Genomic DNA, 12987 nt, shown 5'->3' with positions numbered 1-12987 from the left:
GTCACCGGAGGCAGCGGCGCTTACGGCCCCCCGCCGAGGCCCCGGGCCCGCAGGACGCGCAGCTCGGCGGGCCGGAAGAACAGCAGCTCGATCCCGATCCCCACGATCAGGATGAGGATGATCGCGGCGATCACCGACGGCATGTCCGAGAGCGCCTGCCCCTCGTTCAGGTAGGCGCCGAGGCCGAACCCGAGGCTCGGCGAGGTCGCGATGATCTCCGCCGCCATGAGTGAGCGCCAGGAGAACGCCCAGCCCTGCTTGAGGCCGCCGAGGAATCCCGGCAGCGCGGCGGGCAGCATGATCAGCCGCGCGGACTGGACGCGCGAGGCCCCCATCGCGTACCCGACCCGGGGCAGCAGCGGGGGGACCTGGTCGATCCCGGAGACGAGCCCGTTCGCGATCGAGGGCACGGCGCCCATCAGCACGACGAAGTAGATGGTCGCGTCGGTCAGCCCGAACCACAGCACCGCCGCGGGCACCCATGCGACCGAGGGCAGGCTCTGCAGCCCGGTCAGGATCGGGCCGATGGCCGACCGGACCAGCGGCACGGTGGCGACGAGCAGCCCGAGCGGGGTCGCGACCACCACGGCGAGCAGGAAGCCGAGGATCGCGCGGCTGATCGACGTCCACACGATCGAGAGCGCCCGGCCGTCGGCGATGTCGCCGCCGATCGTGCCGAACACCGCCTCCGGCGAGGGCAGCTTGAACTCCGGCCAGATCGCGGAGGCCCAGAGGACCTGCCACAGGACGATGAACAGCACGACCGCCACGATCGGCGGCAGCACGCCGCGCACGGCCCGCCGCCAGAACGGGGTGCGCTGCTCGGTGGGGGTGTCGAGGGCGTCGAGCCCGCGGCCGACGTCGGCGGCGTCCCTGGGCGGGCGCTCCTCCTCGAGGACCGGGGAGTCAGCGGGCATGGGCGGAGATCACCTCGCGCAGCTCGCCGGTGATGTGGGCGTGGAGCTCGACGTGGTCGGTGTCGGTGCCCCACTCGCGGACCACCCGTCCCGGCCGGGAGGACAGGAGCACCACCCGCTCGGCGAGCCGGACCGACTCGCGGACGTCGTGGGTCACGAACAGCACGGTGGTGCCGGTGGCCTCCCACACCCGCAGCAGTTCGGCCTGCAGGACGTCGCGGGTGATCGCGTCGAGCGCGCCGAACGGCTCGTCCATGAGCAGCACCCCGGCCTCGTGCCGGGTCTCGCCGCCCTCACCCACGCCGGTGGCCGCCGCGAGCGCCCGGGCGAGGGCGACGCGCTGGCGCATGCCACCGGAGAGCTCGTGCGGGCGCTTGTCGGCCAGGCCCTCGAGCCGCACGAGGGAGAGCAGCTCCCGGGCCCGCTCCTTGCGCGCCGACCGACCGACCCCGGACAGGCGCAGCGGGAGCTCGACGTTCTTGCCGGCGGTGAGCCATGGCAGCAGCGCCGCCTCCTGGAACATCACCGCCGGGCGCTCCGCCGTGGTCTCGACCGTGCCCGAGGTGGGACGGTCGAGACCGGCGGCCAGGTTGAGCAGCGTCGACTTGCCGCAGCCCGAGGCCCCCAGCAGGCAGACGAACTCCCCCGGGGCGACCGAGAGGTCGACCCCGTCGAGGGCGACGACGGCGTCCTGCCCGGTGCCGAACACCTTCGACACCCCGCGGACGTCCAGGGCGGGCGGTCCGGTGCGAGGTCCCGGTTGGGAACGCTCGAGCGTGGCGGTCATGACTGCTCTCCTGGCGATGGTGGTCACTTGCTGTCCAGGCCGCCGGCGTCGACGGTCGGGCGACCGGCGGCGCTGAGGGCCTGGTTGAGCGGGCCGACGTCGAACAGGCCGTTGACGTCCGTCGCGGCCTGGGCCGTCCCGGCCGTCACGGCGTTCTGGGCCAGCGTCGGGAAGGTCGACGCGAGCGGATCGGGGTTCAGGCTGACCTCTCCCCACGCGCGGTCGAGGACGTTCTGCGCGAGCGGCTTGCTCCCCGCGGCACCGAGTCCGGCGTTGGCCGCGGCCTTGGCCGCGTTCGGGTCGGTACGGGCGAGGTCCTCCGCGGCCACGAGGCCCTTGAGGAACGCGGCCACGGTGGCGGGGTGCTGCTGGACGTAGTCGGTCCGGGCGATCACGACCGTCGTCGGGAACTGGCCGTTCGGCCACAGCGCCTTCTCGTCGAGCAGCGGCACCGCGCCGCCCTCGAGCACGAACCGGGACGCGAACGGCTCCGGCAGCCACCCGCCGTCGAGCTGGCCGGTCTTGTAGGCGTCGAGCGCCCGGGCGTTGTCGATGTTGACGATCTCGACGGCGCCGGGGCCCGTGCCCGCGGGCAGGTTGTTGTCCTTGAGCCACTTCTTCAGCGCGATGTCCTGGGTGTTCGCCAGCTGCGGGGTGGCGATCTTCTTCCCGAGGAGCTGCTGCGGGTTCGTGATGCCGGGCCGCACGACGAGCTGCGCGCCGCCCGAGGTCGCCCCCGAGATGAGGCGGATGCCCTCGGGGTTCTGCTTGTAGGCGTTGATCGCCGGACCGGAGCCGATGAAGCCCAGGTCGATGGAGTTGCCGAGCAGCGCGCCCGTCTCCTCCGGGCCGGCGTTGAACGTCTGCGTCGAGAGCTTCGTCTGCCCGAGCTGCTGGGCGAACAGACCGTTCTGCACGCCGATCAGCGCGCCGGCGTGGGTGATGTTGGGGAAGTAGCCGAGCCGCAGCTCCGGCGCCGGGCCCGCGTCGGCGGCCGGGGCGGGCGCGGACTCCTGGGCACGGCTGCAGCCGGCGAGCACGGACAGGGCGAGGGCGAGCACCAGGACGGGCGCGGCGAGCAGGCCGCGCCGACGGGGGCTGGTCACGGGTGTGTTTCTCCAGGGGGCGGCCCCGCACGGTGGTCGGCGGGGTCGTGGAAGGGGGACGGCCGGGGCATCACGGCACGTTGCAGCCGGCCGCCACCACGTGGACGGCCGGGATCAGCGGTGCGTCAGGTGGCCGGACAGGCCGAGCTGAACACGCGCCCGTAGTCCACGTGGCGACGAGCCACGAGACGCAGACCGGACGCACTCATGCGGAGGAGCCTGCCATGCCCTGATCGGGGTTGCCACCGCCGTGGGGGCGGTCACTGCCCGATCGGACGGTCACGGTGCGCTCCCGAGCGCCGGCGAGGCCAGCAGGACGAGGCCGAGCGAGCACGCCGCCACGACGACGAGGCCCACGGCCGCCACGATCAGCGGCCGCCATCCGCTCCGGGCGAGCGCCCGCAGGTCGAAGTTGAGGCCCACCCCGGCGAAGCAGAGCAGGAACGCCCACTTCGACAGGTTCCCCAGGCTCGTCTTGTCCGCCCCGGAGAAGAACCCGACGGTGCCGAGCGCGGCCACGGCGAGGAAGCCCAGGACGAACTTCGGGAAGGTGGCCCAGACGAACGCGACACGCTCGCGGCCGGTCGACGCGATCGCCCGGCCGCCGCGGGTCGCCCAGTAGGCGGCATAGCCGAGCACGACGATGCCGATGAGCGCGTTGCGGGTGTTCTTGACCGCCACGGCGACGTCCTGCGCGGCCGGCGAATAGGCGGCGCCGGTCGCGGTCGTCTCGGCGGTGTTGTCCACCGCGAGGCCGGCCCACAGGCCGAACTGCAGGTCGGAGAGGTTCAGCAGGTGGCCGATCGCCGGGAAGCTGAACAGCGCCACCGCGCCCAGCGCGAGGATCGCGGCGATGGAGTAGCCCGAGTCCTCGTCGTCGGCGCCGATCGCCCCGCGCCCGGCGATGATCGCCGAGACCCCGCAGATCGAGGTGCCGATCGCGAGCAGCGACGAGAGCTTGCCTCCGAGCCCGAACCAGCGGCCCACCAGCAGGATCACCGTGGTCGCGACGGCCATGTCGATGAGGATGAGCACGAAGGACAGGCCACCGAGCTTCACGAGGTCGCCCAGCAGGTAGCGCGCCCCGAGCAGGACGATGCCGATCTTGAGCCAGAACTCGTAGGTGGCGACGCCGGGCCGGAACACCTTCGCGACACCGAGGGTGTTGCGCACGAGCAACCCCAGCAGGATCGCCCAGAGCACGTACTCGACGTCGGGCAGGCGGGTCCCGACCGTCGTTCCGAGCTGGCGGACCCCGGCCTGCAGGGCCACCCCGATCACCCCGATGACGACCAGCAGCAGGATCCCCGGGACGGCCCGGACGATGCCCGACGGGCCGGCCGTCGTCGTGGTCTCCTCCGCGGTGCTCATTTGATGAGGAACGGGATCGTCGGGAGCAGGCCGGTGCCCGCGAGCAGGACGAGGATCCCGGCGACGATCACTGCGATCCAGTCGGCCCCGAGACGGGCGAGCCCGCCCGGGCGATCCGTGGTGGCCTCGGGCGGCGTGGGTTCGGACATGGGTGTTCCCCCTCGTGGTGGTGGTGGGTCAGTCGACGGCGAAGGCGGTGCGGTGGCGCTGGAGCTCGGCGCGGAGCAGGGCGAGGGAGCTCGCGACCTCGGCGGCGATGCGCTCGGCCTCGAGCTCCCAGCGGCCGGCACCGGCGTCGACGGCGGAGACCTCGCGCTGGACGACGGCGTCGAGGTGGGTCAGGAACAGGGCGACGGCAGCGCCGCGGGGGCTGAAGGACACAGGTGTCTCCCGGGTGAAGGAGTGAACGAGGAGGTCAGGCCGCTTCGGGCGGGTCGACCTGGGGGGCGCGCAGCGCGGAGGGCGAGGTGCCCCCTGTGGCGAGGACCCGGACGTCAGAGCCGTCGGCCAGGAGCCTCGTGCCGGCCGCCCGGATCAGGGGCGCGTCCCCGGCGAGGGCGAACCCGACGTCGAGCCGGCGGGACTCGGTGACGGAGCGCAGGCGCGGCTGCTGCGCGACGGTTCCGGCCGGGAGGTGACGGAGCGGCAGCTCAACGACAGGCGGCGGACCACACGCGGCAGAGGTCGACGTGGTCACGAGTGACCAGCGAGCTCCACGGCGTCATGAGAAGGACGGAACACCACCGACCGCCGGGGGTCAAGCCGGTGTGATGCGCCGGGCCCGGCCGACAGTCGGAGTTTCTCGACGGACGCGTCGGCGCGGGTGGCCTGACTCAGAAGGGTGGGTCGTCGTCGAAGGGGTCGGGCGGCTGGTTGTGTCGTTCGCGGTGTCGGCGGTCGAGGTCGTCGAGGGTGGCTCGGGCGGCGTCGGTGATGTGGCCGTGCTTGTCGGTGCGGGGGCGCCACGGGCGCTGCATCTTCGGTTCGTAGGTGTCGGTGACGCCGTGATCGAACTGCGTGCGCTGGACCGGGCGTAGCGGCCGGTAGGGCTCGGGGTCGACGGTGTGGGTGGTGCCGGTGGGTGCGGTCCACACGAACCGGCCCGGGGTGGGCTGTTCGACGGTCCAGCCACTTCTCGGGTCGTGTTTGCGGAGGTGGTCGCCGACGGAGAGAGCCCCGAGGTTGTCGGCCTGGGTCGGGCCGTCGAGGAGCCAGTCGTGGGTGTGGTCGAGGTGGCAGGCCACGGCGGGGACGGTGCACATCGGGAACCGGCAGGTCCGGTCGCGGGCCTGGACATACCGGGTGAGCTGGGCGCCGGGGAACCGCTGGTGGGCCTGAGCGGTGGTTCTCGCCGGATGCTCTTCGGATGGCCGGGCCCGCTGTGTCTCGAGGGCGGCTTTCGTGCGGCGGGCGAGTTCGGCGAAGTGCCCGACGAGCTGGGTGTCGGGGTCGAGGGCGTCGAGTTCGCTGGTGTGGGCGGTGAGTTCGACGACCTGGCGGCGGTAGCGGGGGTCGGCGCCCGGTCGGTGCGGCGGGCGGACGAGCAGCACCCACTCCAGGGCACCGTGCTCGTCGTGGAGCAGGACCCGGAACTGGGCGCACGTCCGCGCCCACGCCATTGCGTGCGCATCACCGCCGCAGAGAGCGCCGACGGGGAGCCGGCCGTGGGCGCGGTGGAGCCCGAGCACGGTGAGCAGCGAAGTCCGCAGCGTGCTGGGCCGGAACTCCAGGCCGCGGTCGGTGAGCCGCGCGGTCAGCGGGGGTGGCGGCTGGCCGGTGGGGATCGTCGGGTCCGGGGTGTCGTCCGGGGGCGGGTCCGGAGGGAGGTCGCCGGGCTGCCACGGCGGCGGTGACGTACCGGGCTCGGCGAGATCCCCCGTGCTCGAGGAGTCTTCGGCAGCGCGCGTCCCGGGACCGTCGGGGTCGCCGTCGTCGGGTCGGTGGCGTGCGGTCACGGCGTCGAGGTCGGGCAGGTCTGCCGGGGTGGCGGAGCTGCGGGCCCTCACGTCGTCCGGGCCACCACCTGAAGGGCCATCGTCGTCGCCGGGCCCACCGTTCACGTCGGGCTCGTCGGGACTGTCGCGGCCGGGGCCACCGTCGCCGGCCGTCGGGCCCTGGTCCTCGGGGCCGCCGTCGTCCGGGCCGCCGTCGTCCGGGCCGCTGTCGTCCGGGCCGCTGTCGTCCGGGCCGTCGTCGTCCGGGCCCTGGTCGTCCGGGCGCTGGTCGTCCGGGCGCTGGTCGTCCGGGCGCTGGTCGTCCGGTCCGTCCGCGCCGGGCTCGTCGTCGGGGGCGGGTGGGTCGAGGAGTTCCTCGGTGACGTAATCAGCGATCGCCAGGTCGTCGTTGTCGCCGTCGGGGCAGCCGTGCAACAACCGCAGATACACCGACGCCTGCACCCGCGACAGGGGCACATCGGTCCCGGCGGCCGTGAGCCGCCCGGACACCTCATCGGCGATCGCGGCGATCCGCTCGAACGCGGGGACCGCGATGTCGGGGTCCAGATCCAGTCCGTGGATCTCCACCGCCCCCGACGGCGCCGTCCTCGTCCGCACCCGCGCCCGCGCGACCGCGGCCTTGCGGCGGTTCTCCGCCCCGTCGGCGTCGACGTCCTTCACCGCCGCCGCGATCTTCTGCTCCAACTCGAACACCCCCAGCCCCGGCGCCTGGTCGATCAACGCGTCGACCACGGTGCGGGCCTGCTCGTCGTCCACATCCCGCAACCCGACGACGAACTTCCCGGCCTTCGACTCCTCCACCAGCCCGTCACGGATCGCCTCCCCCAGCCGCGGCATCCGCTCCAGGGCCCCCTCGGCCAGCTCGATCCGCGACGCGGACATGCCCACCGACCACCCCAACGCCGCGGCGATGATCCGCGGGTCGGGCTCGGGCCAGCGCTCGAGCGTGTCGGCGCGGGCGCGGGCGGTGTCGCGGATCCAGCGCAGCCGCCGCCACGTCACGTGGTTGAGCACCCGGTGCCAGGCCACCAGCCCGGCCTCGGCGTCCTGGCCGACGCATTCGGCGGGATCCCCGAGGGGCGCGGCGGGCAGGAGTTCGTCGAACACCCCGTCCTCGCGCAGGAACTCCCCGGTCACCGTCATGAATAGAACACTAGTTCGAGGGTCCGACAGTCACAGCCGGGAAAGCGCAGGTGACCACGGAGGAGCAGGTCACGGAGTCATCACGATCGACGGCGCCACCGCGGGCCGGGATGATTCGGCGCATGACCGACGACCACCGTGCCCTGCTCGCCGCGAGCCGACTCGGCATCCTCGCCACCATCAAGCGCGACGGACTCCCCCAGCTCTCCCCGGTCCAGCCGTTCTACGACCCCGAGGCCGGCACGCTGCAGGTCTCCATGACCGAGGACCGCGCCAAGGCGAGGAACCTCCGCCGCGACCCCCGCGCCGCCGTCGAGGTCACCGCACCCGACGGCCGCTCGTGGGCCACCGCGGAGGGTCCGGTCACGCTCACGGGTCCCGGCGGCGACCCGCAGGGGCCCGAGGTCGAGGCCCTCGTCGCCTACTACCGTGCGGCGTCCGGCGGCGAGCACCCCGACTGGGACGACTACCGCGCCACGATGGTCGCCGACCGCCGGGTGCTCATGACGATGACCGTCGAGCGCGTGTACGGCGACAGCATCTAGGCCTCAGAGCGGCACGACCGCCGGAGCCGACCCGATCCGCGCCGTGAGCGCCCCGAGCCGCTCCACCTCGATCGACACCTGGTCGCCCTCCGCCAGCCAGGGGTAGGCCTCGCTCCCGTGCAGGTGGGAGAGCTCGAGCAGGCACCCGGTCCCGACGGTCCCCGACCCGATCACGTCACCCGGCCGCAGCTCGGTGCCCCGCGAGGCGAACGCGAGCATCTGGGGAAAGGACCAGTGGATCGACGACCACAGCCCGCCGCCGTACTCGCGCCCGTTGACCACCGCGCGCATCCGCAGGTCGAACCCGCGCCCGGAGCGGTAGCGCTGCAGCTCGTCGGGGGTCACGAGGAACGGCCCGAGGCTCGTCGCGCCGTCCTTGCCCTTCGCCGGGCCGAGCCCGACGGCCGACTCGGTCGCCTGCAGGTCGCGCGCCGACCAGTCGCACAGGATCGTGTACCCCGCGATGTGGCCCTCGGCCTCGTCGGGCGACAGGTCACGGCCGGCCTTCCCGACGACCGCCGCGACCTCCACCTCGTAGTCGAAGCGGCTGCTGCCGGGCGAGATCGGGATCGTCACGCCCGGCCCGCGGATCGCGGCGGGGTTGGAGAAGTAGAAGACCGGCTGGTCGAACCACACGGCCGGGACGTCGGTGCGCCCGAGGCCGGCCAGGGCGTTGCGGAGGTGCTCCTCGAAGGCGAGGAAGTCGCGCACCGACGGCGGGCGCGGGATCGGCGCCCGCAGCGTGACCTGGGCGAGCGACAGCGTCTCGGCCGGGGTCCGGCCCGCGGCCGCGGCCAGGCCGCCGTCGGACTCCAGCAGCGCGAGCAGCGACTCGTCGAACCCGTGGACCTCGGTCCCGACGACGAGGCCCGCCCGCTCGCGGGCGACCGACGGCGAGAGGTAGGTGACCCAGTGGCTCATACGAGCGGGACCTCGATCAGCTCGGGCGGGGGCAGGGTGCTCACGGACGCTCCTGACGGACGATTCGGTCGGGTGCGCGATGCGCCCGTGAGCACTATTCCGTGTCCGGGCCCGGATTACCGCTCACGAGCGCGAAACGCCCCCAGCGCGACGAGCAGGCAGATCCCGACCGCGACCAGCAGGGCCGCGGTCGGCGACACCCGGTCGATCAGCACCCCGGTCAGCGGCTGGGCGAGGGCGGCCCCACCCATGATCGCCGAGCCGTGCAGGCCGGTCGCGACACCCCGCGCCGCGTCCGGGGCGAGCCGCCCGACCGCCTCCGCCGACGACGAGAGCGCCGGCGCGCAGAACGCCCCCGCGGGGACGACGAGCAGCGTCACCAGCCACCACGGGCCGCCGAACGCGACCGGGATCGTGCCGACCGCGAGCGCGGCGAGCAGGGTCGGCATGGCCGGCGGGCGCGCGGCGACGCCGTAGAGGAAGCCCCCGACGAGCGACGCGAGGCACCAGACCGAGTTGGCGAGGGCGAACCACGCCGTCTCGTCCCGGGCGGTCAGGGCCGCGACGACGGCCAGCTCGGTCGCGCTGAGGAGCAGCACCGCCGCGGCGGCCCCGGCGAGGGCGGTCACCATCGGCGCCCCCAGCCAGCTGCGCATCGACGGTGCGGGCGCCCGGTCCCCCGCGCTGGCCTCCCGCGTCGGCGGGTCGAGCCACCACAGCCCGGCCGTGGCCAGCACGAATCCGCCGCCGACCAGCCACAACGCGGGCTCCGGGGGCAGCGCGAGCACGGCGGCCGTCCCCAGCGCCGGGCCGACGATGAACGAGACCTCCGCCGACATCGCGTCGAGCGCGAACGCCGGGCGCCGCCGCGACTCGGGCACCCCCGCCCCGAGCGACTGCCGGATCACCGAGAACGCCGGCAGCGCCAGCAGCCCGGCGACGAACGCCGCGATTGTCAGGACGACGACGTCGAGCTCGGGGGCGAGGCCCCAGAACACCACCTCGGCGGTCCCGGACAGCGCCAGTACCGGCCGCAGCCCGAACCGGTCGATGAGACGGCCGAGCAGCGGGGCGCCGAGCGAGGTCCCCAGCGTCACCGCCCCGCCGACGATCCCCGCGGCGGCGAACCCGCGGTCGAGGCCGACGGCGACGTGCAGGGTGAGCACCACCCCGGTCGCGGTCAGCGGGAGCCGGGCGGCGAACCCCACCGCGTAGAGCGCCCGCAGCCCCGGCTGCGCGAGCACCTCGCGGTAGGTCGCGGCGGCCGAGCGGGCCGCCGTGCGCGCCGTCGTCACGTTCCCCATCCTGCGCTGATCCGCTCCGTCCTAGAGCTCGGCGGCGGCGGCCAGGCGCTTCAGGGTCGCGTCGAGGCCGTCGGCGTCGACCACCGGCAGGTAGGGCAGCAGCCGCTCGAGCGTGACGGCCGACCAGTCGTAGACGTGGGTGACGAGCGTGCTGCCGCCGCTGTCGCGCGGCTCGAGCCGGTAGGTCCACACCTGGCCGCCGCGGTCGCCGCCGTGGGTCGCGGGCGCCCAGGCGATCTCGCGGTCGGGCTCGAAGGCGACGACGTGGTTGTCGACGACGTAGTCGCCCATGTCCTCGCCGTGCATCTCCATCTCGAACACGTCGCCCACGGCGGCCAGCGGGTGGTGGGTGCGCGAGCCGCGGACGGTCCCGGAGGCGTCGAGCTCCGGGTGCCGGTCGGGGGTGGTGAGCAGGGCGAAGATCTTGTCCGGCGGGGCCCCGACGATGCGGGAGGCCTCGAGCTGCGTGTCGGTCACGGGCGGGGGTGCCTCCGGCCCGTGAGCACTAATCCGTGTTCGGACACGGACTAGTGCTCACATGTGTTCACCTCGCCGCCCAGATCCCCCCGTCGACCGGCAGGATCGCGCCCGTCACGTACGCGCTCGCCCGCGACGCGAGGAACACCGCGGCGCCCGCCATGTCGTCGGGCCGCCCGATGCGCCCGAGTACGGAGCTCTGGGCGATCTCGTCGCCCCGCCGGGCCAGGGTCTCGGCCATCATCTTCGACTCGAAGGGCCCCGGCGCGATCGCATTCACCCGCACGTTGCGGGGGCCAAGCTCGGCGGCCAGCACCCGGGTCAGCTGGTGCACGCCGGCCTTCGTCGCCGAGTACGGGTAGGTGGGCAGCGGGGTGACGCGCAGCCCGTCGATGCTGCCGATGTTGATCACGCTGGCCGTCTCGTCGGCGGTGCCCGAGGCCTCGAGCAGCGGGAGGAAGGCCCTCGTCAGGAAGAACGGGGCCTTGAGGTTGAGGTCGACCACCTTGTCCCAGGCCTCGGCCGGGAACTCCTCGAGCGGCGCGCCCCATGTGGCGCCGGCGTTGTTGACCAGGACGTGCACGCACTCCTCGCGCTCGCCGACCTCCCGGGCGAGCCGGAGGCACTCGGCCTCGGTGGACACGTCGGCCGGGATCGAGGTCACCGTGCCGTGCGCCGAGAGCTCGGCGACGGCCTCGTCCCCCGCGGCGGCCTTGCGAGAGCTGATGTAGACGCGGGCCCCGGCGTCGAGCAGGCCGCGGGCGATCATCATGCCGATGCCGCGCGTCCCGCCGGTGACCACGGCGACCTTGCCGGTGAGGTCGAAGAGCTGCACTGGGTTCCTCCGGGGTCGGCGTGGCCGGTGATCATAGGTCGACGGGGACGCCGCGGGCGAGCACGCCGCGGACCCGCCGGAGAGGGACGACACGGCCGGCGGTTCACCCCGTTGCCAGCCCGTGTCCCGGGGGCCCGGCCGCGCTCGTCGCGCAGGATCGCGTCGTGGATCTCCGGCGGCGCACCTTCCTGCTCGGCACGGTGGGCCTGGCGGCCGCCGGCTGCGCCCGGGGGGAGGCGTCCCCTCCCCCGCCCGCCGCCGCGCCCACCCCGGCGCCCGCCGCGGCGCCTCGGGTTCCGCCCCGGATCGACACCGCCGCCCCGACCGCCGAGGTCCTCGCGCGGGTCACGGACGTCCCGGTCCTGTGCTGGCACCAGCTGCGCGACTGGCGGCCCGACGACTCGGCGAACTCCCGCTCGGTGCTGATCTGCCCGCCGGCGGCGTTCCGCGCCCAGCTCGACGCCCTGCAGGGCGGCGGCTACACGCCGATCTCGCCCGACGAGCACCTCGCGCACCTCACCACCGGCGCGCCGCTGCCCGCCAAGCCGGTGCTGCTGACGTTCGACGACTCCCAGGGCAGCCAGATCACCGTGGCCGCCCCGGAGCTCGCCCGGCGCTCGATGCACGCGGCCTTCTTCGTCATGACGGTGCCGCTGGACAAGGCGGGCTGGATGAGCCGCGACGACGTCCGCCGCCTGCACGACGCGGGCCACACCATCGCCGCGCACACCTACGACCACCAGCGGGCCGACCGCTACACCGACGCCAACGTCGAGACCCAGCTGGTGCGCCCGCGGGCCGAGCTGGAGGCGCTCGTCGGGGCACCGGTCCGGCACTTCGCGTACCCGTTCGGCGCCTGGGCGCCCGTGGACCTCGGGATGCTCGACCGGGCCGGCTACGTCTCGGGCTACCAGCTCGCCGACGAGGCGGTGGACCCGACGAGGCCGCTGCTCACGCTGCGCCGCAGCCTCGTCGGGTCGACCTGGGACGGACCGCGCCTGCTCACGGCGCTGGCGCGCCCCTGATCCCCCGGGCCCCGATCCTGGCGACGATCGTCAGGCCAGCGCCTTCGCGCGCGCCGCCACGCCCGCCGCCCCGAGCAGGCCGGCACCGATCGCGGCCAGCGCGATCGCCGGGCCGGAGCGCTCGATGCCCAGCGCGTGGTCGAGCGAGAGCTCGCCCGGCCCGGCCGCCGCGACCGCGAACACGACCGCGGTGAGCACGGCGTTGTACTCCCAGCCGCCCTGCGTCACCCACGGGCCGTTCTTCTTGTGCACGTGGTAGACCGCCGACCCCATCGCGCCGGAGATCATCGTCGCGGCCAGCGGCGTCGCGAGGCCCGCCGCCAGCAGCGCCCCGCCACCCGCCTCGGACACCCCGGCGGCCACGGCGTTGTCGCGCCCCGGCTTGATGCCCATCGCGTCGAAGCCCTGCGCCGTGCCCTCCACCCCGCCGCCGCCGAACCAGCCCGCGAGCTTCTGCATGCCGTGCCCGACAAACAGCAGCCCGACCACGAGCCGCAGTACCGCCATACCGATCTTCACGAGGACTCCCTGTGCACTGCTAACAGTTGTCCCGTCAACCTAGACCCCCGAGTCGACGACGTCACAGGTGGCACGTCCGGCG

14 protein-coding genes are annotated in these 12987 nt (G+C 74.1%); 2 read left to right on the top strand and 12 right to left on the bottom strand.

The genetic code is table 11. From position 1 onward, the window contains the following. Positions 1-20: 20 nt before the first annotated feature. The 7 genes from ACFPBZ_RS02195 to ACFPBZ_RS02165 all read right to left on the bottom strand — a co-directional run bounded on the left by ACFPBZ_RS02195 (position 21) and on the right by ACFPBZ_RS02165 (position 7279). Positions 21-917, bottom strand: coding sequence for an ABC transporter permease (locus ACFPBZ_RS02195; protein WP_378034357.1), 897 nt, complete (start codon positions 915-917; stop codon positions 21-23). Then, positions 907-1704: an ABC transporter ATP-binding protein gene (locus ACFPBZ_RS02190; RefSeq protein ID WP_378034356.1), complete on the bottom strand. Its 798-nt coding sequence runs from the start codon at positions 1702-1704 to the stop codon at positions 907-909. The genes ACFPBZ_RS02195 and ACFPBZ_RS02190 overlap by 11 nt, the downstream gene beginning before the upstream one ends. A gap of 23 nt (positions 1705-1727) precedes the next feature. Beyond that, positions 1728-2810, bottom strand: coding sequence for an ABC transporter substrate-binding protein (locus tag ACFPBZ_RS02185; RefSeq protein ID WP_378034355.1), 1083 nt, complete (start codon positions 2808-2810; stop codon positions 1728-1730). Positions 2811-3089: 279 nt separating this feature from the next. After that, positions 3090-4181, bottom strand: a complete 1092-nt coding sequence (locus ACFPBZ_RS02180; RefSeq protein WP_378034354.1) for a YeiH family protein — start codon at positions 4179-4181, stop codon at positions 3090-3092. Beyond that, positions 4178-4330 (bottom strand): hypothetical protein, encoded by a 153-nt coding sequence (locus ACFPBZ_RS02175; RefSeq protein WP_378034353.1) that lies wholly within the window; start codon positions 4328-4330, stop codon positions 4178-4180. The genes ACFPBZ_RS02180 and ACFPBZ_RS02175 overlap by 4 nt, the downstream gene beginning before the upstream one ends. 28 nt (positions 4331-4358) lie before the next feature. Continuing rightward, entirely contained in the window at positions 4359-4562 is a 204-nt protein-coding gene (locus tag ACFPBZ_RS02170; RefSeq protein ID WP_378034352.1) for a hypothetical protein, read from the bottom strand. Between the two features lie 452 nt (positions 4563-5014). After that, positions 5015-7279 (bottom strand): HNH endonuclease signature motif containing protein, encoded by a 2265-nt coding sequence (locus ACFPBZ_RS02165; RefSeq protein ID WP_378034351.1) that lies wholly within the window; start codon positions 7277-7279, stop codon positions 5015-5017. A 122-nt stretch (positions 7280-7401) separates the two neighbouring features. Between ACFPBZ_RS02165 and ACFPBZ_RS02160 the strand changes: the two genes are divergently transcribed. After that, positions 7402-7824 carry a PPOX class F420-dependent oxidoreductase gene (locus tag ACFPBZ_RS02160; RefSeq protein ID WP_378034350.1) on the top strand — a complete coding sequence of 141 codons (423 nt, stop codon included), beginning with the start codon at positions 7402-7404 and terminating at the stop codon, positions 7822-7824. Positions 7825-7827: 3 nt separating this feature from the next. Here the strand turns inward: ACFPBZ_RS02160 and ACFPBZ_RS02155 are convergent, their stop codons facing one another. The 4 genes from ACFPBZ_RS02155 to ACFPBZ_RS02140 form a co-directional block, all read right to left on the bottom strand. Next, positions 7828-8745 carry a fumarylacetoacetate hydrolase family protein gene (locus ACFPBZ_RS02155; protein ID WP_378034349.1) on the bottom strand — a complete coding sequence of 306 codons (918 nt, stop codon included), beginning with the start codon at positions 8743-8745 and terminating at the stop codon, positions 7828-7830. Positions 8746-8861: 116 nt separating this feature from the next. Continuing rightward, complete coding sequence (locus ACFPBZ_RS02150; protein WP_378034348.1) at positions 8862-10040, bottom strand: MFS transporter; 1179 nt, start codon at positions 10038-10040, stop codon at positions 8862-8864. 30 nt (positions 10041-10070) lie between these two features. Continuing rightward, on the bottom strand, positions 10071-10526 hold the full coding sequence (locus tag ACFPBZ_RS02145; RefSeq protein ID WP_378034347.1) for an SRPBCC family protein: 456 nt from the start codon (positions 10524-10526) through the stop codon (positions 10071-10073). Positions 10527-10593: 67 nt separating this feature from the next. Further along, entirely contained in the window at positions 10594-11361 is a 768-nt protein-coding gene (locus tag ACFPBZ_RS02140; protein ID WP_378034346.1) for a glucose 1-dehydrogenase, read from the bottom strand. 164 nt (positions 11362-11525) lie between these two features. On the opposite strand from ACFPBZ_RS02140, the gene ACFPBZ_RS02135 reads away from it, so the two are divergent. After that, on the top strand, positions 11526-12386 hold the full coding sequence (locus ACFPBZ_RS02135; RefSeq protein WP_378034345.1) for a polysaccharide deacetylase family protein: 861 nt from the start codon (positions 11526-11528) through the stop codon (positions 12384-12386). Between the two features lie 30 nt (positions 12387-12416). Here the strand turns inward: ACFPBZ_RS02135 and ACFPBZ_RS02130 are convergent, their stop codons facing one another. Beyond that, positions 12417-12905, bottom strand: coding sequence for a DoxX family protein (locus ACFPBZ_RS02130; RefSeq protein ID WP_378034344.1), 489 nt, complete (start codon positions 12903-12905; stop codon positions 12417-12419). Positions 12906-12987: the final 82 nt, after the last annotated feature.

This window comes from Actinomycetospora atypica, assembly GCF_042653685.1.
Taxonomy (GTDB): Bacteria; Actinomycetota; Actinomycetes; order Mycobacteriales; family Pseudonocardiaceae; genus Actinomycetospora; species Actinomycetospora atypica.
Note: the sequence above shows the minus strand (reverse complement) of the source record. Positions and strands in the feature narration are given on the sequence as shown.